This is a genomic window from Microbacterium sp. NPDC058345, from assembly GCF_042723855.1.
In the GTDB taxonomy this organism is placed as follows: Bacteria; Actinomycetota; Actinomycetes; order Actinomycetales; family Microbacteriaceae; genus Microbacterium.
Genome location: NZ_JBHXIG010000002.1, coordinates 656,638 through 683,391 on the forward strand (window position 1 = coordinate 656,638; position 26,754 = coordinate 683,391).

At 68.7% G+C, this 26,754-nt stretch carries 27 protein-coding genes and 2 tRNA genes; 5 read left to right on the plus strand and 24 right to left on the minus strand.

From position 1 onward, the window contains the following. Positions 1 to 34: 34 nt before the first annotated feature. From ACFWH5_RS10830 to ACFWH5_RS10870, 9 genes are all read right to left on the minus strand, one after another. Entirely contained in the window at positions 35 to 886 is an 852-nt protein-coding gene (locus ACFWH5_RS10830; protein ID WP_378834563.1) for an aldehyde dehydrogenase family protein, read from the minus strand. Further along, complete coding sequence (locus ACFWH5_RS10835) at positions 883 to 2,325, minus strand: aldehyde dehydrogenase family protein (RefSeq protein WP_378834564.1); 1,443 nt, start codon at positions 2,323 to 2,325, stop codon at positions 883 to 885. The genes ACFWH5_RS10830 and ACFWH5_RS10835 overlap by 4 nt, the downstream gene beginning before the upstream one ends. A 10-nt stretch (positions 2,326 to 2,335) precedes the next feature. Continuing rightward, positions 2,336 to 3,337 (minus strand): deoxyribose-phosphate aldolase, encoded by a 1,002-nt coding sequence (deoC, locus tag ACFWH5_RS10840; RefSeq protein ID WP_378834565.1) that lies wholly within the window; start codon positions 3,335 to 3,337, stop codon positions 2,336 to 2,338. Then, the gene (locus ACFWH5_RS10845; RefSeq protein ID WP_378834566.1) at positions 3,334 to 4,269 is read right to left on the minus strand and encodes a sugar-binding transcriptional regulator; all 936 of its coding nucleotides are present in this window, start codon (positions 4,267 to 4,269) and stop codon (positions 3,334 to 3,336) included. The genes deoC and ACFWH5_RS10845 overlap by 4 nt, the downstream gene beginning before the upstream one ends. Positions 4,270 to 4,442: 173 nt before the next feature. Beyond that, positions 4,443 to 5,084, minus strand: coding sequence for an ATP-dependent Clp protease proteolytic subunit (locus tag ACFWH5_RS10850; RefSeq protein ID WP_378834567.1), 642 nt, complete (start codon positions 5,082 to 5,084; stop codon positions 4,443 to 4,445). 16 nt (positions 5,085 to 5,100) lie between these two features. Next, entirely contained in the window at positions 5,101 to 5,742 is a 642-nt protein-coding gene (locus ACFWH5_RS10855; RefSeq protein ID WP_378834816.1) for an ATP-dependent Clp protease proteolytic subunit, read from the minus strand. Between the two features lie 30 nt (positions 5,743 to 5,772). Further along, a complete protein-coding gene (locus tag ACFWH5_RS10860; protein WP_378834568.1) occupies positions 5,773 to 6,249 on the minus strand; it encodes a tetratricopeptide repeat protein in 477 nt (158 codons plus the stop codon). 70 nt (positions 6,250 to 6,319) lie between these two features. Beyond that, on the minus strand, positions 6,320 to 7,810 hold the full coding sequence (tig, locus tag ACFWH5_RS10865; RefSeq protein WP_378834569.1) for a trigger factor: 1,491 nt from the start codon (positions 7,808 to 7,810) through the stop codon (positions 6,320 to 6,322). A 60-nt stretch (positions 7,811 to 7,870) separates the two neighbouring features. Then, positions 7,871 to 7,947 (minus strand) — tRNA-Pro (locus tag ACFWH5_RS10870). A 108-nt stretch (positions 7,948 to 8,055) separates the two neighbouring features. On the opposite strand from ACFWH5_RS10870, the gene ACFWH5_RS10875 reads away from it, so the two are divergent. The 5 genes from ACFWH5_RS10875 to ACFWH5_RS10895 all read left to right on the plus strand — a co-directional run bounded on the left by ACFWH5_RS10875 (position 8,056) and on the right by ACFWH5_RS10895 (position 10,969). Next, positions 8,056 to 8,126: transfer RNA gene (locus ACFWH5_RS10875), tRNA-Gly, on the plus strand. Positions 8,127 to 8,286: 160 nt separating this feature from the next. Then, positions 8,287 to 8,838: an alternate-type signal peptide domain-containing protein gene (locus ACFWH5_RS10880; protein ID WP_378834570.1), complete on the plus strand. Its 552-nt coding sequence runs from the start codon at positions 8,287 to 8,289 to the stop codon at positions 8,836 to 8,838. Between the two features lie 279 nt (positions 8,839 to 9,117). After that, positions 9,118 to 9,366: a hypothetical protein gene (locus ACFWH5_RS10885; protein WP_378834571.1), complete on the plus strand. Its 249-nt coding sequence runs from the start codon at positions 9,118 to 9,120 to the stop codon at positions 9,364 to 9,366. Next, positions 9,363 to 9,884: a hypothetical protein gene (locus tag ACFWH5_RS10890; RefSeq protein WP_378834572.1), complete on the plus strand. Its 522-nt coding sequence runs from the start codon at positions 9,363 to 9,365 to the stop codon at positions 9,882 to 9,884. Before ACFWH5_RS10885 ends, ACFWH5_RS10890 begins: the two co-directional genes overlap by 4 nt. Positions 9,885 to 9,892: 8 nt before the next feature. Then, on the plus strand, positions 9,893 to 10,969 hold the full coding sequence (locus ACFWH5_RS10895) for a signal peptidase I (RefSeq protein ID WP_378834817.1): 1,077 nt from the start codon (positions 9,893 to 9,895) through the stop codon (positions 10,967 to 10,969). Between the two features lie 155 nt (positions 10,970 to 11,124). On the opposite strand, the gene ACFWH5_RS10900 is transcribed toward ACFWH5_RS10895, so the two are convergent. The 15 genes from ACFWH5_RS10900 to ACFWH5_RS10970 all read right to left on the minus strand — a co-directional run bounded on the left by ACFWH5_RS10900 (position 11,125) and on the right by ACFWH5_RS10970 (position 26,710). Next, positions 11,125 to 11,481, minus strand: coding sequence for an RNA polymerase-binding protein RbpA (locus tag ACFWH5_RS10900; protein ID WP_378834573.1), 357 nt, complete (start codon positions 11,479 to 11,481; stop codon positions 11,125 to 11,127). Beyond that, entirely contained in the window at positions 11,481 to 11,729 is a 249-nt protein-coding gene (gene secG / locus ACFWH5_RS10905; RefSeq protein WP_309128603.1) for a preprotein translocase subunit SecG, read from the minus strand. The genes ACFWH5_RS10900 and secG overlap by 1 nt, the downstream gene beginning before the upstream one ends. Positions 11,730 to 11,811: 82 nt before the next feature. Then, the gene (gene tpiA / locus ACFWH5_RS10910; RefSeq protein WP_378834574.1) at positions 11,812 to 12,618 is read right to left on the minus strand and encodes a triose-phosphate isomerase; all 807 of its coding nucleotides are present in this window, start codon (positions 12,616 to 12,618) and stop codon (positions 11,812 to 11,814) included. Further along, a complete protein-coding gene (locus ACFWH5_RS10915) occupies positions 12,609 to 13,823 on the minus strand; it encodes a phosphoglycerate kinase (RefSeq protein WP_378834576.1) in 1,215 nt (404 codons plus the stop codon). The genes tpiA and ACFWH5_RS10915 overlap by 10 nt, the downstream gene beginning before the upstream one ends. 10 nt (positions 13,824 to 13,833) lie before the next feature. Further along, positions 13,834 to 14,844 carry a type I glyceraldehyde-3-phosphate dehydrogenase gene (gap, locus tag ACFWH5_RS10920; RefSeq protein ID WP_309128606.1) on the minus strand — a complete coding sequence of 337 codons (1,011 nt, stop codon included), beginning with the start codon at positions 14,842 to 14,844 and terminating at the stop codon, positions 13,834 to 13,836. Between the two features lie 90 nt (positions 14,845 to 14,934). Beyond that, positions 14,935 to 15,561, minus strand: coding sequence for a superoxide dismutase (locus tag ACFWH5_RS10925; RefSeq protein WP_378834577.1), 627 nt, complete (start codon positions 15,559 to 15,561; stop codon positions 14,935 to 14,937). A gap of 147 nt (positions 15,562 to 15,708) precedes the next feature. Then, on the minus strand, positions 15,709 to 16,701 hold the full coding sequence (whiA, locus tag ACFWH5_RS10930) for a DNA-binding protein WhiA (RefSeq protein WP_378834578.1): 993 nt from the start codon (positions 16,699 to 16,701) through the stop codon (positions 15,709 to 15,711). A gap of 100 nt (positions 16,702 to 16,801) precedes the next feature. Then, entirely contained in the window at positions 16,802 to 17,674 is an 873-nt protein-coding gene (gene rapZ / locus ACFWH5_RS10935) for an RNase adapter RapZ (RefSeq protein WP_378834580.1), read from the minus strand. A gap of 26 nt (positions 17,675 to 17,700) precedes the next feature. Further along, positions 17,701 to 19,662 (minus strand): excinuclease ABC subunit UvrC, encoded by a 1,962-nt coding sequence (uvrC, locus tag ACFWH5_RS10940; RefSeq protein WP_378834582.1) that lies wholly within the window; start codon positions 19,660 to 19,662, stop codon positions 17,701 to 17,703. Beyond that, positions 19,662 to 22,568 (minus strand): excinuclease ABC subunit UvrA, encoded by a 2,907-nt coding sequence (uvrA, locus tag ACFWH5_RS10945; protein WP_378834584.1) that lies wholly within the window; start codon positions 22,566 to 22,568, stop codon positions 19,662 to 19,664. Before uvrA ends, uvrC begins: the two co-directional genes overlap by 1 nt. A gap of 51 nt (positions 22,569 to 22,619) precedes the next feature. After that, entirely contained in the window at positions 22,620 to 23,174 is a 555-nt protein-coding gene (locus ACFWH5_RS10950; protein WP_378834585.1) for a hypothetical protein, read from the minus strand. Beyond that, positions 23,171 to 24,487 carry a DUF58 domain-containing protein gene (locus ACFWH5_RS10955; protein ID WP_378834587.1) on the minus strand — a complete coding sequence of 439 codons (1,317 nt, stop codon included), beginning with the start codon at positions 24,485 to 24,487 and terminating at the stop codon, positions 23,171 to 23,173. The genes ACFWH5_RS10950 and ACFWH5_RS10955 overlap by 4 nt, the downstream gene beginning before the upstream one ends. After that, a complete protein-coding gene (locus ACFWH5_RS10960) occupies positions 24,484 to 25,449 on the minus strand; it encodes an AAA family ATPase (RefSeq protein WP_378834819.1) in 966 nt (321 codons plus the stop codon). Before ACFWH5_RS10960 ends, ACFWH5_RS10955 begins: the two co-directional genes overlap by 4 nt. Positions 25,450 to 25,499: 50 nt before the next feature. Next, positions 25,500 to 25,967 carry a hypothetical protein gene (locus tag ACFWH5_RS10965; protein WP_378834588.1) on the minus strand — a complete coding sequence of 156 codons (468 nt, stop codon included), beginning with the start codon at positions 25,965 to 25,967 and terminating at the stop codon, positions 25,500 to 25,502. Continuing rightward, entirely contained in the window at positions 25,964 to 26,710 is a 747-nt protein-coding gene (locus ACFWH5_RS10970) for a DUF4129 domain-containing protein (protein WP_378834590.1), read from the minus strand. Before ACFWH5_RS10970 ends, ACFWH5_RS10965 begins: the two co-directional genes overlap by 4 nt. Positions 26,711 to 26,754: the final 44 nt, after the last annotated feature.

Genomic DNA, 26,754 nt, shown 5'->3' on the forward strand with positions numbered 1-26,754 from the left:
GCGCACCTGCTCGGACGAGCCCGTCGCCTCGTTGTCACACCATGCTCTTGGTGTGCCACACCGTCTTCGTCTCGGTGAACGCGGTGATCCGGTCGAGGCTCTGCTCGACCACACCGGGCCGCAGCACGCGCTTGAGCGTGTCGGCGGCGGCGATCTCCAGGTCGACCCAGTCGAGATCGCCCGCGCCCGCGAGGTCGATCGCGTTGACGTCGGCATGCGCGGCGAGCCAGGGTGCGATCTCTGCCGGCGAGCCGGTGAGGATGTTCACCACTCCCCCGGGCACGTCGCTGGTGGCGAGCACCTCGGCCAGGCTGATCGCCGAGAGCGGGAAGCGCTCGCTCGCGATCGCGACGACGGTGTTGCCCGTCACGAGCGCCGGCGCGACGACCGATACCAGCCCGAACAGCGCGGAGTCCTGCGGCGCGACGATCGCGACCACACCGGTGGGCTCGGGGACCGAGATGTTGAAGTAGGGCCCCGCCACCGGGTTGGCGTTGCCGCCCACCTGCGCGTACTTGTCGCACCAGCCGGCGTACCAGACCCACAGGTCGATCGCGGCATCCACCTGGGCGCCGGCAGCGGCGGTGCTCACGCCCTCCTGGTCGACGATCTCGTCGATGAACTGGGCGCGTCGACCCTCGAGGATCTCGGCGACGCGGTACAGCACCTGCCCGCGGTTGTAGGCCGTGGCGCCCGACCAGCCCTTCACGGCGGAGCGGGCGGCGACCACGGCATCCCTGGCATCCTTGCGCGACGCCTTCGCGGCGTTGGCGAGGAAGGCTCCCTTGACGGAGAGGACTTCGTAGGTGCGCCCGGACTCGCTGCGCGGGAAGGCGCCGCCGATCGCGAGCTTATACGTCTTCGGAACGGTCAGCCTCTTGCTCACGCGGATGCTCCCTTCAGGTACGCGGTCAGGCCGTGCCTGCCGCCCTCTCGGCCATAGCCCGACTCCTTGTAGCCGCCGAACGGGCTCGACGGGTCGAAACGGTTGAAGGTGTTCGCCCACACGACGCCGGCGCGCAGCCGGTCTGCGACGGCCAGGATGCGCGAGCCCTTGTCGCTCCAGATGCCGGCGGACAGGCCGTACGGCGTGTTGTTCGCCTTCGCGATCGCCTCGGCCGGGGTGCGGAAGGTGAGCACCGACAGCACAGGGCCGAACACCTCGTCGCGGGCGATGCGGTGCGACGCCTCGACGCCGGTGAAGATCGTCGGGGCGAACCAGAAGCCCTTCTCGGGGATGACGCAGTCGGCGGTCCACCGTTCGGCTCCCTCGGCTTCGCCGATGTCGCTGAGCTCGCGGATGCGCGCCAGCTGCGCGGCGGAGTTGATCGCCCCGATGTCGGTGTTCTTGTCCAGCGGGTCGCCGAGCCGAAGAGTCGAGAGGCGGTTCTTGAGCCGGTCGATGACCTCGTCGTGCACCGACTCCTGCACGAGCAGACGGCTGCCCGCGCAGCACACGTGCCCTTGATTGAAGAAGATGCCGTTCACGATGCCCTCGACGGCCTGGTCGATCGGTGCGTCGTCGAAGACGATGTTCGCCGCCTTGCCGCCGAGCTCCAGCGTGACGCGCTTGTCGGTTCCGGCGATCGCCCTCGCGATGTCACGCCCGACGCCGGTCGATCCGGTGAAGGCCACCTTGTCGACGTCGGCGTGGCGCACGAGCGTCGCACCGGTCGACCCGGCTCCTGTGACGATGTTGACCACCCCGGCGGGCAGGTCGGCCTGCTGCAGAATCTCGGCGAAGATCAGCGCCGTCAGCGGCGTCGTCTCGGCGGGCTTCAGCACGACCGTGTTGCCGGCGGCGAGAGCGGGCGCGATCTTCCACGCCAGCATCAGCAGCGGGAAGTTCCACGGGATGATCTGACCGGCCACACCGAGCGAGCGGGGGTTCGCGCCGAGGCCCGCGTGGTCGAGCTTGTCGGCCCAGCCCGCGTAGTAGAAGAACCAGGCGGCGACGAGCGGCACATCGACGTCGCGGCTCTCCTTGATCGGCTTGCCGTTGTCGAGGCTCTCGGCGACCGCGAGCTCACGCGCCCGCTCCTGCACGAGTCGGGCGATGCGGAACAGGTACTTCCCGCGGTCGCGGCCGCTCATCTTCGACCACACCTTGTCATAGGCGCGACGCGCCGCCTTCACGGCCCGGTCGATGTCGTCGTCCGACGCGGAGGCGACCTCGGCGATGCGGCTCTCGTCGGCCGGCGAGATCGTGTGGAAGCTCGATCCGCCGCCGTCGACGAACTCGCCGTCGATGAACAGCCCGTAGCTGTCCTTCAGGTTCAGGATCGCCGTGGACTCCGGGGCGGGAGCGTATTCCAGGAATGACATGCGAAGCTCCTCAGTCGATGGTCACGTAGTCGGGGCCGGAGTAGTGGCCGGTCGAGATCTTCTGGCGCTGCAGCAACACGTCGTTGAGCAGGCTGGATGCGCCGAAGCGGAACAGGTGCGGCTGCAGCCAGTCCTCGCCCGCGGTCTCGGCGACCGTGACGAGGTACTTGATGGCGTCCTTCGACGAGCGGATGCCGCCGGCCGGCTTCACGCCGATCTTCTCGCCGGTCGCGCGATGCCAGTCGCGTACCGTCTCGAGCATGAGCAGCGTGGTCGGCAGGGTCGCGGCCGGCTGCACCTTGCCGGTGGACGTCTTGATGAAGTCGCCGCCGGCGAGGATCGACAGCCACGACGCGCGCTTGATGTTGTCGTACGTGTTCAGCTCTCCGGTCTCCATGATGACCTTCAGCGATGCGTATGTACCGTCCTCGCGATGACAGGCCTCCTTGACGCGGGCGATCTGGTCGAAGACCAGGCCGTAGCGCCCCTCCAGGAACGCGCCGCGGTCGATCACCATGTCGATCTCGTCGGCGCCCGCCGCCACCGCGTCCGCGGTGTCGGCCAGCTTGACGTCGAGCGAGGCGCGGCCGGACGGGAAGGCGGTCGCCACGGCGGCGACCGCGATGCGACCGTCGTCGGGGTCGCCGTGCAGCGACCCGAGTGCCTCCACGGCGTGCCCGACCATGTCGCCGTACACGCAGACGGCCGCCACGAGGGGCGTGCTCGGGTCGGCGGCGTCGGGGTTCTTCGCCTTGGCGACGAGGGAGCGCACCTTGCCGGCCGTGTCGGCGCCCTCGAGCGTCGTGAGATCGATCAGCGAGATGATCCTGTCGAGCGCCCACGCTTTCGAGGTGGTCTTGATCGAGCGGGTGCCGAGACCGGCAGCCCGCTGCTCGAGGCCGACCGCATCCACGCCGGGCAGTCCGTGCAGGAACCGGCGCAGGGTGGCATCGTCGGGCTCACCGCCCAGTACGTCGACGGCGTTGCGCCGGACGATTTCCGTGGTCGTCACATGTCCTCCAAGAGTGCTTGTGCTGTGGATTCGTCGGTCACCAGAACGCTGCACAGCCCGTTGCTCACGACTGTACGCGCGATGTCGTGCTTCGGGGCGCCCGCGGTGACGAAGAGCGATCGTGACGCGGAGCGCACCTGGTCGAGCGCGACGCCGACCGTGCGCGCATCGAGCTCGGGGTCCACGATGTTGCCATCGGCGTCGATGTACCGGCCGAGCACATCGCCGACCGCGCCGCGTCGCGCCAGTTCGGCGATGTCCGCTGGGGTGAGGTAGCCGTTCTCGACGTGGGCGGACGCCGGATCGCACGGTCCCGCGGTGAAGAGAAACGTCCCGGCGTGGGCGGCCTGGTCGAGGATCGCTGCGACAGTGCGGTCCGCTTCGATCGCCTGCTTCGTCTCGACGCGCTCGAGGATGGCGGGGCTCGGCAGCAGCACGGCCTGGCCGGATCCACGCTGCGCGATCGTCACGGCCACGGATGCCGCGCCCCCGGAGCGGCGGTTCAGACTGACGCCCCCGTTGGCCTGCACGACGGTCACGCCGCGCGCCCAGCCCTCGGGCAGCGCCTCGGCGATCGCGGTGAGCGTGCGCCCCCAGCTGACGGCGAGAACGCGAGGCACGGGCCGCAGTGCGGTGAGCAGATCGGCGGCGGCGCGTGCGACCCTGTCCAGCACGGGACCGGGATCGTCGGGCGCGGGGACCACCACGGCATCCTCGAGGCCGAACCGCTCGACGAGAGCACGCTCCAGGCCGAGCCGCCGGGCCCGTGGATGCACGATCTCGATCCGCACGATGCCGCGCTCGCGGGCCTGCACCAGCAGTCGGCCGACCTTCCAGCGCGAGATGCCGAGGAGCGCGCCGATCTCGTCCTGGGTCTTGTTCTCGTCGTACGAGAGTTCAGCGACCCGCACCATCAGCAGCTCGTCGTCCACGGCATCCTCCTTCCGGATCCAGCCTACGTTTCGGCCGACGCACGCGCACGCCACTGCTCATATGAGCACTGCGGTCCCCCGGGCGTGCGCATCCGTTGCGTAGCATCCGCATCGGCCGGACGTAGAAGAGCGGCCCGGGTGTTCCCGGACCGCTCTTCGTGGACGCGAGCGCGTCAGGCGCGCTTGCGAGAGGTGAGCACCTGGTCGACGATGCCGTAGTCCTTGGCTTCGTCGGCCGAGAGGATCTTGTCGCGGTCGATGTCCTTGTTGATCTGATCGACCGGCTTGCCGGTGTGGCGAGCCATCGTCTCCTCGAGCCAGGTGCGCATGCGCAGGATCTCGGCCGCCTGGATCTCGATGTCGGACGCCTGGCCGTGACCGGCCTCGCCCATCGCCGGCTGGTGCATCAGCACACGGGCGTTCGGCAGTGCGAGGCGCTTGCCGGGGGCACCGGCGGCGAGCAGCACGGATGCAGCGGAGGCTGCCTGGCCGAGCACGACGGTCTGGATCTGCGGCGCCACGTACTGCATGGTGTCGTAGATCGCGGTCATCGCGGTGAACGAGCCGCCGGGCGAGTTGATGTACATGGTGATGTCGCGCTCGGAGTCCTGGCTCTCGAGCACGAGCAGCTGGGCCATGACGTCGTCTGCCGAGGCGTCGTCGACCTGCACGCCGAGGAAGATCACGCGGTCTTCGAACAGCTTGTTGTACGGATCCTGACGCTTGAAGCCGTAAGCCGTGCGCTCTTCGAACTGCGGGAGGATGTAGCGGCTCGAGGGCAGATCGCCCGCGGAGCGGAACGTGGGTGTGTACATGTGTTCGTGTCCTGCCTTACTTGTCCGCACCGGTGCCGCCACCGCCGTGCACGTCGCTGGCGTGCTCGCGGATGTGGTCGACGAATCCGTACTCGAGGGCCTCGTCCGCGGTGAACCAGCGGTCGCGGTCACCGTCGGCGTTGATCTGCTCGACGCTCTTGCCGGTCTGCGCCGCGGTGATCTCGGCGAGGCGCTTCTTCATCGACAGGATCAGCTGCGCCTGCGTCTGGATGTCGCTCGCCGTGCCGCCGAACCCACCGTGCGGCTGGTGCAGCAGCACCCGCGCGTTCGGGGTGATGTACCGCTTGCCCTTGGTGCCGCTGGTCAGCAGCAGCTGGCCCATGGATGCGGCCATGCCGATACCGACGGTGACGATGTCGTTCGGGACGAACTGCATGGTGTCGTAGATGGCCATGCCCGCGGTGATCGAACCGCCGGGCGAGTTGATGTAGAGGTAGATGTCCTTCTCGGGATCCTCGGCGGCGAGAAGGAGGATCTTCGCGCAGATCTCATTCGCGTTCTCATCGCGCACCTCAGAGCCCAGCCAGATGATGCGATCCTTGAGCAGCCTGTCGAAGACGCTCGTCGCGACCAGGGGTTCAGCCATGTCAGCTCCTGTTTCCGTGTTTCGGTGATTCGAATCTACCGGCGGGCGGATGCGCCATCTCCCGTGTTCGCCGTCGGCATATCAGCGGGCGGGGCGCAGCTCTCTGGCGTAGGCGCCCACGGCACGACCGTATCGGGGCAGATGCGGGGCGAGCGCGTCCAGAGCCACGGATGCCGCGCTGAGAGGGTCGCCGGCCGAGGCCAGCGACAGCGCGTAGAAGGCGGAAGCCGATTCGTGCAGCGGCCCGCCTCGCTCCCGTTCGGCGCGCAGCAGGTCGAGGCTCTCTGCGACGCGTCCGAGATTGCGCAGCGTGCTGGCGAGCTGGATGACGGCCTGCGCGCGCAGGTCGTCGGGAAGGCCCAGCTCGAGCGCGCGCCGGTACAGCGGCTCGGCCTCCGCTTCGAGGCCCGCCGAGTCGCGGGCGCCTGCTCGCTCGAACGCCGAGCGGGCCTCGTCGCCGCAGTCGACGGCGACAGCGTCGATGCGCACGAGGCGCTCCTCGTCGCTCAGGGACGGATCGTCCCACACCGCCGCGAAGCGGCTGTCCACGTCAGTCATGCTTCTCCTCTGCAGATGAAGGGGGGCGGATGCTGCGCAGCATCCGCCCCCCTTCATCTCCGATCGCGGATCACTCGGCGGCGTCGGCGTCGTCCTTCTTCGCGGCCTTCTCGGCAGAGGCCTTCTTCGCGGCCGGCTTCGCCGCCTCGGCACCGTCCTCGGCGGCGGCCTTCTTCGCCGGAGCCTTCTTCGCGGCCGGCTTCTTGGCCGCGGGCTTCTTGGCAGGCTTCTCGTCGGCCGCAGCCTCGTCGCCGGAAGCCTCTTCGGTCTCCTCGGCTTCGTCGACGTCGCCGATGAACTCCGACAGGTCGACGGTCTTGCCGTTGCTGTCGACGACGTTCACCTTGCCCAGCACCGAGGCGAGCGCCTTGTTGCGGGCGACCTCGCCGACGAGCGCCTGCAGCTGTCCAGCGCCCTGCAGCGCCTCGACGAACTCCTGCGGAGCCATGCCGTACTGCGCCGCCGACTGGATGAGGTACTGGCTAAGCTCCTCCTGGGAGACCTGCACGTTCGCGCCCTCGGCGATGGTGTCGAGCAGCACCTGCGTGCGGAACTGCTTCTCGCTGGCCTCGGCGACCTCGGCACGGTGCTCGTCGTCCTCGAGGCGGTTCTCGGACTCGAGGTGGTTGTGCACCTCGTCCTCGATGAGCTGAGCCGGCACCGGAATCTCGACCTTCTCGAGCAGCGCCTCGATGAGCTTGTCGCGAGCGGATGCGCCCTGAGTGAACACGCCCTGCTGGCCGACGCGCTCGGCGAGGCTGGCACGCAGCTCGGCGACCGTGTCGAACTCCGAGGCCATCTGAGCGAAGTCGTCGTCCGCCTCGGGCAGCTCGCGCTCCTTGACCGCCTTGACGGTGACGGAGACCTCCGCCTCCTCACCGGCGTGGTCGCCGCCGACGAGCGTGGAGCGGAAGGTGGTCTGCTCACCGGCGGTGAGCGAGTCGATCGCCTCGTCGATGCCCTCGAGAAGCTCGCCGGAGCCGACCTCGTACGACACGCCGTCCGCACGGTCGATCTCATTGCCGTCGATCGTCGCGATCAGGTCGAGGTCGACGAAGTCACCCTTGGTGGCAGGACGGTCGACGGGGATCAGCGTGCCGAAGCGGGCGCGCAGGCTGTCGAGTTCGCTGTCGATCGCGGCGTCGTCGGTCTCTACGGCGTCGACGGTGATCGTGATGTCGTCGAACGAGGGCAGCTCGATCTCCGGGCGCACGTCGACCTCGATGTCGACGAGCAGGTCGCCCGAGAAGTCCTTCTCGTTCGGCCACTGCGTGATGTCAGCCGAGGGACGGCCGACCATGCGGATGCCGTGCTCCGAGGCCGCCTGGCGGAAGAAGCCGTCGAGACCCTCGTTCACCGCGTGCTCGATGACCGCGCCGCGACCGATGCGCTGATCGATGATCGGCGCCGGAACCTTGCCCTTGCGGAAGCCGGGGATCTGCACGTCCTGAGCGATGTGCTCGTAGGCGTGCTTGATGCTGGGCTTGAGGTCCTCAGGGGTGACCGTGATGCTGAGCTTCACCCGGGTCGGGGACAGCTTCTCGACGGTGCTGTTGGCCATACTGGTGTGTTCTCCTTGTGGTTTCCGCGTGTACGACGCGGTCGTGAAGTCTTCGGGCCGTGGTCGGGGCGACAGGATTTGAACCTGCGACCTCCCGCTCCCAAAGCGGGCGCTCTACCAAGCTGAGCTACGCCCCGGCTTGAACCCGCGCGCACGGGATCGGCCTCCACGAGTCTAACGGACGGGAGCAGCTCCACCGTCCGCTATGCTGGACAGGTCGGCCGGGTCACCCCTGCGCCGGACACGGGGATGTAGCTCAATGGTAGAGCCTCAGTCTTCCAAACTGATTACGCGGGTTCGATTCCCGTCATCCCCTCCGACAAACGAGGCCCTCACCGCCAGGTGGGGGCCTCGTTTGGTTAAGCGGACATCGCGTAATACAGGAGTCTTCTCCTGAACAGCGGCGATGGCGCGTGCCGATGCGGATACTGTGAGCTAACGGCGCCCTACCCACGCGCCATCGAGAGGGGATTCTCATGGAGACCACAGCATCAGCGCGCGCCGCGCGTCCCGCGCCGAAGGCCCGAACCAAGGCGATCGTCGCCATCGCGGCCGGCGCCGCACTGCTCCTCGGAGGCGGCACGACGCTGGCCTATTGGAGCACCAGCGAAACGCTCGGCGCCGTCACCGTCGGCAGCGGTGATCTCGCCATCAGCACGCCTGGCGCTCAGACCTGGACGCTCAACGGAAACCCCGTGGCAGACATCACTGACGTATCGATCGTTCCGGGCGACGTCGTCACCGCGACACAGACCGCAACGCTCACTCTCGTCGGGGACAACCTCGAGGCGACTCTCGCTGCCACGCTCACCGGAGCGGAACTTCCTGCGGACGTCATCGCTCCGACTCCCACCGTCTCCGTTCCCGAGGTCACCGACATCACGGCTCTCACTCCTGAGAACGCCAATGGAAAGACGGTCACGGTCACGGTCAGCTACACGTTCCCCGCGGAAACTGAGAACCGAGACTTGACCAACGCGAAGTTCGAGTTCGGAAGCGTTGCGCTGACGCTGACGCAGAACACGTAACGCTTGAAGCCGATGAGGTCGAGCAGGCGCCGCTCGTTGATCGGAGCCGCTGTCGGGTGCGTCATAGCCCTGACAGCGGCGTCGAGCGTGTCCGCCTACTGGGCTGCGCAGCAGCGGATGGATCTGCAGTCCGCCTCGTCAGGAGATCTTCGCATCGATGCAACGTGGCTAGGGGGACCTCCGGACTGGGAGCCGCTGTTTCCGGGCGACTCTACTTCCGACTCTGTGATACGCGTGACGTCTCACAGCAGCGGAACCTCGTTGCGGTGGAAGCTGACCGTGACGAGCACTGTGTCGGGGGTGGTGCGCGACTATGTTTCCTTCACTGCCTGGCGAGACGAATGCGACGTGGGAGCACCGATCGCTTCGACGACGAGTGCTGAGGTCGCGGAAGTCACCGACCTTCCACCGAACGCGGTTGTCGACGTATGCGTGCGGTTCATGCTGGAGGACGACGCGCCAAGCTCTCTGCAAGGTGACCAGATATCGCGCGAGATCACGATAGATGCCGAGCAGGTGGCGTCATGACGCAGGAACGCAAGGTCGGATGGCGGGTCTCCGCGATGATGGGACTGATCGCTCTGCTCACCTTCGGAGGTCCCGCCTCATCATGGGGGTATTGGAGAACAGAAGCGTCGGTCGAGAATGTGGCGGTCGACGCCGCCACAGTCGCTCCGGTGAGTGACGTCCGGTGCTTTTCCAAGACGGAAGGTCTACTGAATCTCGTCAATTACGTCCGGATTGAGTGGAGAGGATCTGGGGACGCCTCTTCCTACTCGATTTACGTGAGTGATCCGAAGGCCCCTGACAAGCGGTACCTGCTCAAGGACAAGATCACTCAAACTTCGGTCGAGGTGCGAGAAGGCGACATCGTCGGCGAACTCTTGGGCAACGTCTTGGCGATCTTGTTCGGATCCAGCTCTGCGAAGATCGAGATCGTCGCAGTGCACTCCAGCGGCTGGGACTCGAAGCCCGCATTCTCCGACAAGAACATCAGGCCCACAGGCTTGACGTCCTTGCTTCTCGGCGGCCTGAAATGCGCGTGACGGCCCGTATGGTCAGCTGCGCGGCACTGACCGTCGTATGCGTCCTTGCGTTCTTCACCGTGGTCATGCCGCTCCTGCTCGGCGCGCACTCCTACACCGTGCTGACCGGGAGCATGCGCCCCGGACTCGAGCCCGGCACCCTCATCGCCGCGCGGCCGACCGACCCCTCCGAGATCCGTATTGGCGACATCATCACCTTCCAGCTCCGTTCGGGGCAGCCGGAGGTCGCCACGCACCGAGTGGTCGGTGTCGGCGTTTCCGGTGAGGGTGAGCGCATCTTCACGACCCGCGGCGACGCCAACAACGTCAATGACGCCGCCCCGGTGCTCGGTGTGCAGGTGCGCGGCGTGCTCGTCTATGCCATGCCGTGGCTCGGCTACATCAACATCTGGGCGACGCCCCTGACGAAGTCGATCGTGATCACGGTGCTCGGTGTCGGCGCGATCGGTTGGGGCGTGGTCGCACTGCTTCGAGACGCATCCCTCCGGCGACGGGTCCAGCGGGCGGCACCCGCGCTCGCCATCGTGGCAGCCGTCGCCATCGCGCTGTCAGTCCCCCCGTCAGCGCAGGCGGAGGAACCCGAGACGCTGCTGCTCAGCACAGATGGCGACGTCTGGGTCGCCGGTCCGAACCTCACCTTGACTGATGTCTCAGCGCTGTTCGTGCCCGGGGACGAGCGGACTCTTGAACTCTGGATACGCAACGCGTCCGATAATCCGGCCCTCCTCTCCGTGGAACCCCGCTGGCGTGCCACCGACCTGCAGAGCGCGGCGGACGTCGCACTTGCAGCACAGCTGACTGCCCGCGTCGACGCGCCACAGCGCCTCTCCCCCGATGGCGCCGTGCGCAGCACAATCGACATCGGACTTCCTGCGACCGCAGCGAATCCGACACGAGACGGATCGGCGCAACTCGTCGTGACCGTGACGCTCGAACAGGCGACTACCGCGTCGAATGGCGGTCAGGACACGAGGCTTCCCGCCACCGGCACGACCTTTCCGACGGTCGCCACTGTCGCGGCCGTCATGCTGATCGCGCTCGGTGCACTGCTGGTGTTCCTGCGCGCGCGGCGGCGACGTCGCTGACAGCGACACGTCTGTCCGACTGCGACCACTCCGGCCGCCTCGGGTTTCCGCTGAAGAAGTGCGGCGTGCGCACGCCGCGTGAAGGGGGGCACCCCTCACGCGCATAAAGAGACCGCCGTGTCATCCGACACGGCGGTCTCTTGATCTGCCTGCGCTCAGACCAGACCGCGACGCTCGCGCAGTTGGGTGAGAGCGTCTTCGAGGAGCTGCTCGGCCTCTTCGTCGGTCCGGCGCTCCTTCACGTACGCGAGGTGCGTCTTGTACGGCTCGGCCTTGGCGAGCTCCGGCGGGTTCTGCCGGTCGCGCCCTGCGGGCAGTCCCGAATGCGGGTGGTCGATGATGTCCGGGATCTCCTCCTCGGGGAGCCCGGCCGCGAAGTATCGGACCGTCTCGTTGCCGAGGCCGTCCCAGTACGAAACCGCGATGCGGTCGGCGTGGTAGCCGTGGTCCTGCTCGCCCATCGGGCCCGAACCGACCCGCGTGCCGCGGATCGCGTTTCCACCGGTCGCCATCAGATCACCTGCACCTTCGTGATGAGCCCGAGTGCCACGATCGACACGAACCACACCAGGGCGAGCACCACCGTGAACCGGTTGAGGTTCCGCTCAGCGAGGCCCGAGGAGCCCACGGCCGCGGACATGCCGCCGCCGAACATGTCGGACAGACCGCCACCGCGGCCCTTGTGAAGAAGGATGAGGAGGGTCAGCAGCACGCTGCTGATACCCAGCAGCACCTGCAGAACGAACTCGAGAACCTGCACGAGGAGAAGCCTTTCGCCAGGGCCGCGAACGACCCGCCTAGCTGTCGATTATAGGCCGAGGCGCCTGCGCGCCCCGACCGACTCACACACCGACGTGCTTCTCGAAGCGCACGATCGCCGCGAACTCGTCGACCACGAGGCTCGCGCCGCCCACGAGAGCGCCGTCGACGTCCGGCTCGCGCATGAAGCTCGCGATGTTGCCCGACTTGACCGAACCGCCGTACAGCACACGGGTGCGCGCCGCGGCATCCTCGTCGAGAGCGGATGCGATGACTTTGCGCAGCGCGGCGCAGACGTCCTGCGCCTGTGCCGGCGTGGCCGCCTGTCCGGAGCCGATCGCCCAGACCGGCTCGTACGCCACGACGATGTCGGCGGATGCCGGAACACCATCGAGCGCCTTCTCGAGCTGCCCCGCCGGAACGGCGCTGGCGCCGAAGCGCTCGAGGTCTTCTGCCGTCTCGCCCACGCAGATCACCGGCACGAGACCGTTCTTCAGCGCCGCCTTCACCTTGGCGTTGACGAGTTCATCGTCCTCGCGGTGGTACTCACGACGCTCCGAGTGCCCGATGATCACGTAGCCGACGCCGAGCTTCGACAGGAACGCGCCCGCGACCTCGCCCGTGTACGCGCCGGAGTCGTGCGGCGACACGTCCTGCGCGCCGAGGGCGAACGGGATCTTGTCGGCGTCGATCAGCGTCTGCACCGAACGGATGTCGGTGAACGGCGGGAAGACCGCCACCTCGACCGAGTCGCCCTCGTGGCCGGCGTCCTTCAGCGTCCAGTGCAGCTTCTGCACGGTCGCGACCGCCTGCAGGTGATCGAGGTTCATCTTCCAGTTGCCCGCGATCAGCGGGGTGCGCCGGTTCGTGGTCGCAGAGTTCACTGCCATCCGAGGACCTCCAGTCCAGGTAGCTTCTTGCCCTCGAGGAACTCGAGGCTCGCGCCCCCGCCCGTCGAGATGTGTCCGAACTGCTCGTCGGCGAAGCCGAGCTGACGCACGGCGGCCGCCGAGTCACCGCCGCCGACGACGCCGAGCCCGTCGACCTCGGTCAGCGCGCCGGCCACGGTCTTGGTGCCCGCCGCGAAGGCGGGGAACTCGAACACGCCCATCGGGCCGTTCCAGAAGACGGTCTTCGAACCGCGGATCGCATCGGCGAAGCGCGCGGCCGTCTGCGGCCCGATGTCGAGCCCGATGCCGGACGCGCCGAACGAGCTCTGCTCGATGGCGTCGGCCGCGACCACCTCGTGCTCGGCATCCGCGGCGAAGGCGGACGCGACGACGACATCGGTCGGGAGCACGAGCTCCACGCCGCGCTCCTTCGCCTCTGCGATGTAGCCGCGGACGGTGTCGAGCTGATCCTTCTCGAGCAGGCTCGACGCCACCGCGTGACCCTCGGCGGCGAGGAACGTGAACAGCATCCCGCCGCCCACCAGCAGCCGATCCACGCGCGGCAGCAGATGGGAGATCACGCCGAGCTTGTCGCTCACCTTCGATCCCCCGAGCACCACCGTGTACGGACGCTCCGGCTTCTCGGTGAGGCGATCGAGCACGTCGAGCTCGGCGGCGATCAGCAGGCCGGCCGCCGACGGCAGGATCTCGGCCAGGTCGTAGACGCTGGCCTGCTTGCGATGCACGACGCCGAATCCGTCGGAGACGAAGGCGTCGCCCTGCGCCGCCAGCTCGGTGGCGAAGGCACGGCGCGTCTCGTCATCCTTCGCGGTCTCCCCCGCGTTGAAGCGCAGGTTCTCCAGCACGACCACGTCGCCGTCTTCCAGCGCCGCCACCGCCTCGCGCGCCGACTCGCCGACGGTGTCGCGCGCGAAGGCGACCGGCTTGCCGAGCAGCTCGGACAGGCGCTGGGCCACCGGCTCCAGGCTGTACTGCGGGTCGGGTGCCCCGTCGGGGCGGCCCAGGTGCGAGCAGACGACTACCCGTGCGCCGGCGTTGATGAGGGCGTTGAGGGTCGGAAGCGAGGCGCGAACACGACCATCGTCCGTGATGACCCCGTCCCGCAGGGGGACGTTCAGGTCACAACGGACGATGACGCGCTTGCCCTCGAGGGGACCCAGAGAGTCCAGGGTGCGCAGAGTCATGTATCAGAGCTCAGAGACGCTCGGCGACGTATTCGGTCAGGTCGACGAGACGGTTGGAGTAGCCCCACTCGTTGTCGTACCAGCTGGACACCTTGACGAGGTTGCCGCTGACATTGGTCAGTCCGGCGTCGAAGATCGACGAGTAGGGGTTCTGCTGGATGTCGCTCGACACGATCGGGTCCTCGTTGTACTGCAGGATGCCCTGCAGACGACCGTCCGCGGCGGCGGCGCGGTACGCGGCGTTGATGTCGTCGACCGTGAGGTCTTCGCGACCGGTCACCAGGGTGAGGTCGACGATCGATCCGGTGGGCACGGGCACGCGGTACGACGAGCCGCTGAGCTTGCCGTTCAGCTCGGGCAGCACCAGGCCGATGGCCTTGGCGGCACCGGTCGAGGCCGGAACGATGTTGATCGCCGCGGCGCGGGCGCGGTGCAGATCGCTGTGCGGGCCGTCCTGCAGGTTCTGGTCGGCGGTGTAGGCGTGCGCGGTCATCATGAAGCCGCGCTCGATGCCGAACTCGTCGTTGAACACCTTGGCCAGCGGCGCGAGGCAGTTGGTGGTGCACGAGGCGTTCGAGATGACGTTCATGGTGGCCGAGTCGTAGCTGTCCTCGTTCACGCCCATGACGAAGGTGCCGTCGACATCGGTGCCCGGTGCCGAGATGATGACCTTCTTGGCGCCGCCGGCGATGTGCTTGGAGGCATCCGCGGCCTTGGTGAAGCGGCCGGTCGACTCGATGACGATGTCGACGCCCAGCTCGCCCCACGGCAGGGCTGCCGGGTCGCGCTCCTCGAACACCTTGATGGCGCGGCCGCCGACGTTGATGACGTCACCCTCGTAGGAGACCTCGTCGGCGAGGCGTCCGCCGACCGAGTCGTACTTCAGAAGGTGCGCGAGCGCCTTGTTGTCGGTGAGGTCGTTGACTGCGACGATCTCGAGGTCCGCGTTCTGCGCGAGCGCCGCGCGGAGGAAATTTCGTCCAATACGACCGAAGCCGTTGATACCGATCTTGACAGACACGAAAGTCTCCTGGTTCTTAAGGGGTTTTCCGGCGGGTTTCGCGGACAACGGCGTCCTGATGGGCATTTCGCCCATCAGGACGCCCATCTTTTACGACAGTACCAGCAGTCCCGACGTCTTCTCCCGCGCGATGTCGAAACGCTGCGCGACGTTCTGCCAGTCAGCGATGTTCCACGCCGCCTTGACGTAGTCGGTCTTCACATTGAGGTAGTCGAGGTAGAACGCGTGCTCCCACATGTCGAGCTGGAACAACGGCACCGTGCCCTGGGCGGTGTTCGAGTGCTGATCGAACAGCTGCTGGATGATCAGGCGGGCGCCGATCGGGTCCCAGCTCAGCACGGCCCAGCCGGAGCCCTGGATGCCGGTCGCGGCGGCGGTGAAGTGCGCCTGGAACTTCTCGAACGAGCCGAAGTACTCGTCGATGGCGGCCTTGAGCTCGCCCTCGGGCTGTCCGCCGCCGTTCGGCGAGAGGTTGGTCCAGAAGATGGAGTGGTTGACGTGACCGCCCAGGTTGAACGCGAGGTCCTTCTCGAGCTTGTTCACATTCGCGAGATTGCCGCTGTCGCGGGCCTCGGCGAGCTGCTCGAGGGCGGTGTTCGCACCGGCGACGTAGGCGGCATGGTGCTTGTCATGGTGCAGCTCCATGATCTTCGCGCTGATGTGAGGCTCCAGCGCCGCGTAGTCGTAAGGGAGGTCAGGAAGCGTGTAGGTCGCCATGTCTCTTTCATCCAATCCGCGCCGCGCCGCGGCGCTTGCCGGTCCCCCGCGCCGCCGAAGTGCGCCGCGAGGCAGACGTTTCACATCCTACTGACGGCAACGTGACACGTCAGGGGATCCTTCCCCGGATGACGAGATCGAGCGTCGCTAGTCCTCCAGGCCGGCCGGGACGGCCGCCTCGGTGCCGGGGATGCCCTCCTGCTGAGCGCGCTTGTCGGCCATCGCGAGAAGACGGCGGATGCGGCCGGCCACGGCATCCTTCGTGAGCGGCGGGTCCGCGTGGTGTCCGAGCTCGTCGAGGCTGGCGTCGCGGTGCGCGAGGCGCAGATCGCCTGCGGTGCGCAGATGATCGGGCACGTCGTCGCCGAGGATCTCGAGAGCGCGCTCCACGCGGGCGCAGGCCGCGACAGCGGCCTGCGCGGAGCGGCGCAGGTTCGCGTCATCGAAGTTCACCAGACGGTTCACGCCGGCGCGCACCTCACGGCGCTGGCGCATCTCCTCCCAGGCGGCGGCGGTGCGCCCGGCGCCCATGATGCTGAGGATCGCACGGATCGCCTCGCCTTCGCGCACGACGACGCGCGGCAGGCCGCGCACCTCGCGGGCCTTCGCCGTGACGCCCAGACGGTGGGCGGCGCCGACGAGCGCCATCGCGGCCTCACCGGACGGGCATGCCACCTCGAGCATCGCCGAACGACCCGGTTCGCTGAGTGATCCCGCGGCGAGGAAGGCGCCACGCCAGAGACCGGCGAGCTCCTCGGGCGACCCGGTGGTCAGCCGGTTCGGCAGGCCGCGCACGGGTCGTCGCCGCGCGTCAAGCAGACCAGTCTGGCGGGCGAGGGTCTCGCCCGCGGCGATGACCCGCACCGCCCAGCGCGCGCCGTCGCCGGCAGCGCCGGACTGCGCGCTGCTCGACTTCACCTGGGCGATCTCTGGGCGCACGCCGTAGATCTCCGCCAGATCGCGCGCGACCCGGCGGGCGAGCAGCTCGGCATCCACCTCGGCCTCGACGGCGACGCGACCGGCGATGGAGTGCAGCCCACCGGCGAAACGGAGGATGGTCGTCACCTCCGCGACACGCACCGTCGGGGGCGCATTGCGAATGCTGACCAGCTCTGCCTTGACGTCGGTGGTTAGTGCCACGAGACTCCTTCACGATCCGCGCGTCGGATCGCGACGCAAGGGAACAGCCTACAAGGCCCGGGCGGAATCCACCGCCTCGAGGGCCCGCCAGGGCGTCGGCTCACTCCCGTCCGAGATCCCGGTGGCGCACGTTCACCGAGACTCCGGGAACGTCGGCGAGACGGCGTGCCAGCTCCTCCGCCGTGGCGACCGAGCGGTGCTTGCCGCCGGTGCATCCGATGGCGACGGTCGAGTGACTCTTGTTCTCGCGTTGATACCCCTCGAGCACCGGTCGCAGCGCCGCGGCATATGCGTCGAGGAACTCCGTGGCTCCGGCGCGGGAGAGCACGTAGTCGCGCACGTCGGCATCCTGCCCGGTGTGCTCCCGCAGTTCCTCTTTCCAGAACGGGTTCGGCAGGAAGCGCATGTCGGCGACGAGGTCGACGTCGGTGGGCAGTCCGTATTTGAACCCGAAGCTGAGGATCGTGAGGCGGTGACGCGCGGCGCCCTCCTCGGAGAACAGCTCGGACACCTGCGTCGCCAGCTGATGGATGTTCAGCATCGAGGTGTCGACGAGCAGGTCGGCCGCTTCACGGATCGGAGCCAGCCGCTGACGTTCCATCCGGATGCCGTCGAGGAGCGTCCCGTCGCCCTGCAGCGGGTGCGGCCGCCGCACCGACTCGTAGCGGCGCACCAGCACATCGTCCGAGGCGTCCAGGAACAGCACCTTGACCCCGCCGCGCGCACGGAGAGAACGCGCCACGCCGGGGAAGTCGTCGAACAGGCTGCGCCCGCGCACATCGACGACGGCGGCGATCTTGGGAAGGTTCCCCGCGCCCATGTCGGTCAGCTCGAGCAGCGGACGCAGCATCTGCGGCGGCAGGTTGTCCACGACGTACCACCCGAGATCCTCGAGGGCGTTGGCCGCGGTGGTGCGTCCTGCGCCCGACATCCCGGTGACGATCAGGAATTCGCCCTTATCAGCGGCGGCCATCGACGACTCCTCTCCCGCGGTCAAGCCTATCCAGTCAGCGAGGCCGCTTCGTCATCGGGCGCGGAAGTCGGCGTGAGCGTCGCCGGCTCTCGCAGCTCGGAGGGTGCGCCGCGCGCCGCTCCGGCGCCGGTGAGGTGCGCGCAGATCGAGGCGGCAAGGGCGGGGCCGATGCCGTTCACCTCGCAGATCTGCTCCGCCGTGGCCGAGCGCAGCGCGGCCACGGAGCCGAAGTGCTTCAGCAGCGCCCTGATGCGCGCCTCCCCCAGCCCGGGGATCTCGCTGAGCACGGTGGAGATGTCGCGGCGCCGCCGGCGGCGCTGATGCGTGATGGCGAAACGGTGCGCCTCGTCACGCAGCCGCTGCACGAGGTACAGCGCCTCGCTGGTGCGCGGAAGGATCACCGGGAAGTCGTCGTCCGGGAGCCAGATCTCCTCCAGGCGCTTGGCGATCCCGCAGAGCGCGATCTCGGTGTGGCCGCTGTCCTGCAGAGCACGGGCCGCCGCCTGCACCTGAGGCCGTCCGCCGTCGACGATGAGCAGCTGCGGGCGGTAGGCGAACCTCGGTCTGCGACGGCCGCCCTGCTCCTCGGCTTCGGCGTCCTCCGGTGTGGCGTCCACCCTGGCCAGGCGACGCATCAGCACCTGGTACATCGAGTCCGTGTCATCCGTGGTCTCGGCGATGTTGAACGACCGGTACTGATCCTTGCGCGGCAGTCCGTCCTCGAACACGACCATCGACGCGACGACGTTCGTGCCACCGAGATGCGAGATGTCGAAGCACTCGATGCGCAGTGGCGCCTCGTCCATGCCCAGCGCCTCCTGCAGGTCGGTGAGCGCCTGCGTCCGGGCGACGTAATCACTGGTACGGCGGGTCTTGTGGCGCAGCAGCGCCTGCTGCGCATTGAGCGTCGCCGTGCGCATGAGCTCGGCGCGCTGACCGCGCTGTGCGACGGCGATCTCGACCTTGCGCCCGCGCCGCTCGCGCAGCCACTGCTCGAGCTCGGGCGCGTCGGGCGGCATCGCGGGGACGAGCACGCGCCGCGGCACGTCGGATGCTTCGCCGTAGGCGCGCTGCAGGACCTGCTCGACCAGCTCGCCGCCGGAGATGTCGAGCTCCTTGTCGAGGGTCACCGCACGTACGGCGCGCACCCGGCCGCCGCGGATGACGAAGTGCTGCACGGCCGCGGCCAGCTCGTCCTCGGCGATGCCGAACAGGTCGGCGTCCTCGTCGGACGGCAGCACCAGCGCGCTTCTGCCGAGAACCGCCTCGATGGCGAGCAGCTTGTCGCGATGCTTCGCCGCGGACTCGTAGTCCATCGCAGCGGATGCGGCCTGCATCCGCTTCGTCAGTTCCCGGGTGAACCGCTCGTCACCTCCGGCCATGAACGCGACGAAGTCGTCCACCATGGCCCGGTGCTCCTCGATGGTCACCTTCATGGAGCAGGGCCCGCCGCACTTGCCGATCTGACCGGGGAAGCACGGCCGGCCGGTCTGCATCGCCCGCTTGTAGCTGGCATCGCTGCAGGTGCGGATCGGGAACGCCCTGACCATCAGGTCGATGGTCTCGTGCACCGCCCACACCTTGGGATAGGGGCCGAAGTACCGCGCGCCGGGGATCTTGCGGTTGCGGGTGACCATCACCCGAGGCGCCTCGTCGCCGAGCGTGATCGCCATGAACGGGTACGACTTGTCGTCGCGGTAGCGCACGTTGAACGGCGGATCGAACTCCTTGATCCACATGTATTCGAGCTGCAGCGAGTCGACGTCGGTGGCGACGACGGTCCACTCCACGGATGCGGCGGTCGTCACCATCCGCCGCGTGCGCTCGTGCAGCGTCCGCAGCGGCGCGAAGTAGTTCGAGAGACGCTGGCGCAGGTTCTTCGCCTTGCCGACGTAGAGCACCCGGCCGTCCGTGTCGCGGAAGCGGTAGACCCCCGGGTCGGTCGGAATCTCCCCCACCCGCGGCTTGTAGGGCAGGACGTCCGCCATCAGCCCGCCTTGCGCCTCTGCCCCGGTTCCTGCGCCTCGCGGACGACACCCAGGATCTCCGCCAGGAACTGACCCGTGTGGCTCTCCTCGACGCGGGCGACCTGCTCCGGCGTACCGGTCGCGATGATCTCGCCGCCGCCGGACCCGCCTTCCGGACCGAGGTCGATCACCCAGTCGGCGGACTTGATCACGTCGAGGTTGTGCTCGATCACGATCACCGTGTTGCCCTTGTCGACCAGCCCGTTCAGCACCTCGAGCAGCTTGCGCACATCCTCGAAGTGCAGCCCGGTGGTGGGCTCGTCGAGCACGTAGATGCTGCGACCGTTGCTGCGGCGCTGCAGCTCGGTGGCGAGCTTGACGCGCTGCGCCTCGCCGCCCGAGAGCGTCGTGGCCGCCTGACCGAGGCGCACGTAGCCGAGACCGACGTCGACGAGGGTCTTCATGTACCGGTGGATGGCCTGAATCGGCTCGAAGAAGTCCGCGGCCTCCTCGATCGGCATCTCGAGCACCTCGGCGATGTTCTTGCCCTTGTAGTGCACGGCCAGGGTGTCACGGTTGTACCGCTTGCCGTGGCATACCTCGCAGTCGACGTACACGTCGGGCAGGAAGTTCATCTCGATCTTGATCGTGCCGTCACCGGAGCACGCCTCGCAGCGGCCGCCCTTGACGTTGAAGCTGAACCGCCCCGGCTGGTAGCCGCGCACCTTCGCCTCGGGGGTCTCCGAGAAGAGCGCCCTGATGCGGTCGAAGACGCCGGTGTAGGTCGCCGGGTTCGAGCGGGGGGTGCGGCCGATCGGCGCCTGGTCGACGTGCACGACCTTGTCGAGGTTGTCGAGACCGGTGACGCGGGTGTGCTTGCCCGGCACCGTTCGGGCGCCGTTGAGTCGTGAGGCGAGCACCTGGTACAGGATGTCGTTCACCAGCGACGATTTGCCGGAGCCGCTCACGCCGGTGACCGCGGTCAGCACGCCGAGCGGGAAGTCGGCGGTGACGTTCTTCAGGTTGTTCTCGCGCGCGCCGACGACGCTCAGCATCCGCTTGCGGTCGATCTTGCGGCGCTTGACGGGCGTGGGGATCTCGCGGCGGCCGGACAGGTAGTCGCCGGTCATCGACTCGGTGTCGGCCAGCAGAGCGCTGTACGGCCCGGAGTGCACGACCTCTCCCCCGCCGACGCCGGCACCAGGGCCGATGTCGACCACCCAGTCGGCGGCCTCGATCGTCTCCTCGTCATGCTCGACGACGATGAGCGTGTTGCCGAGATCACGCAGCTTCTCGAGCGTCTGGATCAGACGGCGGTTGTCGCGCTGGTGCAGGCCGATCGACGGCTCGTCGAGCACGTACAGCACTCCGGTGAGGCCGGAGCCGATCTGCGTGGCGAGACGGATGCGCTGCGCCTCGCCACCGGAGAGCGAGCCGGCCGAGCGGCTTAGATTGAGGTAAGCGAGACCCACCTGGAGCAGGAAGTCGAGCCGGAGGCGGATCTCTCGCAGCACCTGCGCGGCGATCTTCGCCTCGCGGTCGGTGAGCACGAGCTTCTCCATGAACGCGCGCGCCCCGGCCAGGCTGAGGTGGGAGACCTCGGCGATGGAGTGGCCGTGCACGAGCACCGACAGCACCTCGGGCTTGAGCCGGTCGCCGTCGCAGACCGGGCAGGGAACCTCGCGCAGGTACTCACCCCAGCGGCTGCGCTGCGTGTCGCTCTCGGCCTGCAGGTACTGCCGCTCGATGTACGGCACCACCCCCTCAAAGCCCGACGTGTAGCGCATTTCACGGCCGTAGCGGTTCTTCCACTTCACCGTGACCTTGTAGTTGTCGCCGCGCAGCACCGCCTCGCGCACGTCGGAGTGCAGCTTGCGCCACGGCGTGTCGAGTGAGAAGTCGAGGTCGCGGGCGAGGCCCTCGAGAAGCCGCTCGTAGTACTGGAACAGGCCCTTGCCCTGCGTGGTCCACGGCAGGATCACGCCCTCGCGGATGGAGAGCTCCTCGTCGCCCAGCATGAGATCCACATCGACCGACATGCGCGTGCCGAGTCCCGAGCAGGCCGGGCAGGCTCCGAACGGGGCGTTGAACGAGAAGGTGCGCGGCTCGATCTCGGTGAGGGTGATGGCGTGCCCGTTCGGACAGGCGAGCTTCTCGGAGAACGACTGCCAAGCGGCATCCCCCTCCTCGTCGACGAAGTTCACCTGCACCACGCCGCCGGCCAGGCTCAGTGCCGTCTCGACCGAGTCCGTCACGCGGCCGAGGATGTCGGGCGACGCGACCAGGCGGTCGACGACCACGGCGATGTCGTGCTTGTAACTCTTCTTCAGTGTGGGCGGCTCGGCCAGCTGGATGAGGTCGCCGTCGACGATCGCTCGCGAGTAGCCCTTCGCACCCAGCTCGCGGAAGAGGTCGACGAACTCGCCCTTCTTCTGCGAGACCACCGGCGCAACGATCTGATAGCGCGTCCGCTCCGGCAGCTCCATCAGCTGGTCGGCGATCTGCTGCACGGTCTGACGCTGGATCCGCTCGCCGCACTCCGGGCAGTGCGGCACTCCGATGCGCGCCCACAGCAGGCGCATGTAGTCGTAGATCTCGGTGATCGTTCCCACCGTCGACCGCGGGTTGCGGTTGGTGGACTTCTGATCGATCGACACCGCGGGGCTCAGCCCCTCGATGAAGTCGACGTCGGGCCGATCCACCTGACCGAGGAACTGGCGCGCGTAGGCGCTCAGCGACTCGACGTAGCGACGCTGCCCCTCGGCGAAGATCGTGTCGAACGCCAGGCTCGACTTGCCGGACCCCGACAGGCCCGTGAACACGACGAGGGAGTCGCGTGGGATGTCGATGTCGACGTTCTTGAGATTGTGCACGCGGGCACCGCGGACACTGAGTTTTCCGGAGGAGGCGACGGGAACGATGGGCACCCGTCAAGTCTAAGAGCGGCCACCGACACTGGCTTCGCCACCGCCGCCGTCTCAGCGCTCTGCCAGGTGTGCGGAGTGCGAATCGGGGGGCGAGAACGCATGGGAGCGCTGCGCGCGCAGCATCCGCCCGGCGAGCACGCCGACCGTCAGCGAGGCACCCGCGCCGGCCAGGACGGCGAAGGGCACGGCCGGACCGCGCGGCAGCAGGTGCACGACGAGGGATGCCGCCTGGCCGATGCCCTGCATCCATGCGAAGCGGATGCCGGTCGGCGCCAGTGCCCGCAACGACACCGCGGCGCGCATCGGGATCACCGACGTCAGCGAGGCGAGGACGTGCAGCAGGTGCACGGCGGCGATGGCCACCGCGGCTCTTGCCGGGTGCGGCTCGTTCAGCAGCAGCATCAGCCCGGCGCCCGCGGCGGCGAGCCAGACCCCGGCGGTCTGCGGCCAGACCGCCCCGACCGCGCAGACCAGTCCGATGACGACGACCCATCCCACGGGCGCGGACAGCAGGATCGCGGCGCCCACCGCCACGCCGATCGCGACGGCGCGCAGGGTATGACCCGGTATCGCCGGGCCCAGCGAGAAGGTGTCGTTGCGTCTCATCGCGCCGCCCCCGCCGCCTGACGCCGCACCGATCCGACATTCGCGGGAGGTGTGCGAGACAGGGCTGCCAGCTCGGCCGCGGGGTCGCGCGCCCACCGGAGCGTCTCGACACCCGACGTGCGCAGACCGTGCAGCATGTCGTCTCGCTCGGCGAGCAGCACCCGGAGCGCGAACTCGCGTTCGCGGGACAGCTTGCCGACGTCCAGCGCCGGAAGCGTGTCCACCGCGACGACACGGTGCCCGGCAGCGCGCCACTTCAGTGCGATCTCCGCCGCCGCACCGTCGAAGAAGGTCGACAGCACGTAGATCATCGATCCCTGTGGCACGGGTGGCGTGCGCCGGAAACGGGCATCGTCGCCTTCACGTCCGCTCGCCGAGATGTCGGCGATCACGCGTGCCAGATGGCGGGAACCGCCGCCGCTGCGCACGGAGCGCCCGCCGTGCGCGAGAGTGTGGAACGCGACCCGGTCACTGTGGGCGACCGCGGCGGCGGCGATCGACCTCGCCGCACTGCGGGCGTGATCCAGCGAGGTCACACCGCTGCGTTCCAGATCGCCCGTTCCCCACGTGGCGACAACCGCGCCCAGCTCGTCCGCGGTGTCCATCGCGATGACCACCGAGGCGTCGCTGAGCGTGTTCGTGCGGCGTACCAGCAGGTCACCAGGACGACGAGCCGCACGAGCGGTCGCCTTCCAGTCCACCCGTCGGAGCTCGTCGCCGGGCGCGAACGGATGGATGTCGCGGAAGTCGCCGCCCTGCCCGGGCCGCGCACCCTCGTGCGCTCCGTGCAGCCCCGTCAGCCTCGGCGCCAGCGGCAGACGGGCGAGGGCACGCCTGGGAGGCTGCACGGTGCGGACTGTCGACACCGCCTCGATCGGCGGCGCCAGCATCCCCCCGTCTGAGTCGACCGCGCGAGCGGCCACCTCCACGGTGCGCAGCGGCCCGGAGTGCAGCACACGGCTGCGCGTGCGGATGCGTCCGGTCCCGGGAACGAACGCTTTCGCACGTGTCCGCTCGCCCTGGATCAGGGACACTTCGACCATGTCGGCCGCCGAGCGGGCCCGCACGTCGTCGAGCAGCCATCCCTGCTCCCAACCGTCCGCTGCCCGCACCTCGGCCACGACGTCGGCCGGGGTCCTCCTGCCGACGGCCGCCACCGCCCACAACGCCAACGGCATGGACACGGCGATGGCATCCGGCCGCGAAAGCGCCACGCCGGCGACCAGCAGAGCGAACGCGCCCAACGAGGCGAACACGACAGAAGGCGCGACCCTCCAACCGGTTCCCGGCACACGGTTGCGCAGGCGGGTCATCGCCGAGCGGTCGCGATGCTCGGCGGCACGGGAACCGCCGCCACGAGTGTGCCGACGAGGTGCTCCGGGTCGACGCCCTGCGCCCACGCCTGCGGAGTCAGGGTAAGACGGTGGGCGAGCACGGGCACGGCGACTCGTTTGATGTCGTCGGGTCGGACGTAGTCGCGTCCGTCCAGCGCCGCCAGTGCCCGGCCGAGCAGCAGAAGCGCCTGGGAGCCTCTCGGCGACGCACCCACCGCGATGTGCTGGGCGCTGCGCGTGGCAGCGGTCAGGTCGACGCAGTAGCGCGCCACGTCCGGATCGACGTGGATCCGCTCCACGGCCCGCTGCAGCTCGATGAGATCACGGGCGGTGAGCACCGCGTCGACGTGCGTGGTCTCCTGCTGCCGTCGCACGCGCCCGAGCAGGATGTCGGTCTCGCCCTCCGCCTCGGGATAGCCCACCGAGAGCCGCACCATGAAACGGTCGAGCTGCGCCTCGGGCAGCGAGTACGTTCCCTCGTACTCGATCGGGTTCGCGGTGGCGATCACGTGGAACGGGGCCTCCAGCGGAAAGCTGTTGCCCTCGACCGTCACCTGCCGCTCGGCCATCGCCTCGAGCATCGCGGACTGCGTTTTGGGGGTCGTGCGATTGATCTCGTCGGCCAGCAGCAGCCCGGTGAAGATCGGCCCGGGACGGAACACGAACTCGCCCGTATCGGGGGCGTAGACATACGATCCGGTGACATCGCCGGGAAGCATGTCCGGCGTGCACTGCAACCGCCGGAACGACAGGCCGAGCGCCGCCGCGAGACTCCGCGCCGCCAGGGTCTTCCCGAGGCCGGGGACATCCTCGAACAGCACGTGGCCCCCGGCGAGGATCGTCGCCAACGCGATCTCGAGCGGATCCTCCATGCCCACGACCACGGTGGCGACCGCCGCGCGGATCTTCCTTCCCGCTTCGGCGATGTCCTCGAAATCCATCCGGCCGTCCTCCCTCTGCGAACCGTCATCCGTCCGCGTCGCCGTATCGGTCATGGTGCCTCCTTCGGTGCGAGTCGCTCGGCGGCGGCAAGGGCGTCGCCGATGTCCTGGATGCTCGTGCGCGGCCCGTTCAGCCGCGCCCAGAGACCGGCACCCAGCCGCCTCTCCACCTCTTCGGCGTCTGCGGGGGCCTCGGGGTCGAGGTCGGCCAGCGCGAGGCGGCGGCGCAGCGTGGCGCGGACGCGCCTGGTCACGGCCGCGCCCACCTCACCGGTGCGCGGATTGATCGCCCACGCGAGTCTCGACACCTCCGACCCGCGGAAGCCGTCGCCGATGTCGCGTCCCGGGGCGTCCGCCCTGGGGTCGTCCGGCAGGGCGACGCCGAGCACGGCGATCACCGCGGCGATCAGCCCGCCCCATGCCCAGGCGAACGTCGCCTGCACGCCCAGGCCCGAGAAGCCGACCGCGGCGAGCACCCCGGCGCCGGCCGCGAGCGGAATCCGTACTCGTGCTCTCATCGCCATCCGCCTTCGATCTCGGTGAGGGCGGCGAGGGCGGCGTTCCTGTCCTGTTCGGATGCGGAGCGCCCGGCGAAGCGCACGCCCTCGTACAGGCGCAGCAACAGCCTCGTCGGGACGTCGATGCCTTCGCGACGCAGCAGGATCCGCAGGGTGAACTCCGCAGGGGTCTCGCTCCTGCCGCGCGCGCTTCCCGAATCGGCGGCGGTCTCCTCGAGGCCCACCCACGCGGCGATGATCGCGTCGCCCGGATCGGGGTGAGCGGAGATGTCAGCCCGCGCGGCCGCGATGCCGCGTCGGATCACCGCGGCATCGGGCGCGGACTCGTCGGTGGCGGCGCCGTGCGTCTCCGCGTCCGTCGGTGCCGCGTCCTGCAGCGGCGGGCGCGCCGACCACGCCCGCACCCGATCGATCAACGCGCGCACGACGACGTACACGACGAAGAGGATCACGCCCACCACGAGCAGCAGCAGCACCAGCTTCAGGATCGCGTCGGCGATCCCTGGGTCCTCCTCGGGCTGCACGGGGAGCAACGGCATCGGCGTCGCCTGCTCCGTGGGCGTGATGGGCGGATCCGGACGCCCCGGCTCCCGCAGAGAGATCTTCGGCGCACCGGCCAGGGCGGACGCGAGCATCGCGATCAGGAAGAGCACGAGCGTCGCCACGAGGGGCGTGGCGCCGGAAGGCGGCCGTCGATCATCGCTCGGCGACGAGGTGTCCCTGTCAGCCGCGCTGGTGCTCATGGGACCACCCTAGGCGAGCGGGCCGAGCGAGCCGCACCGCCTGT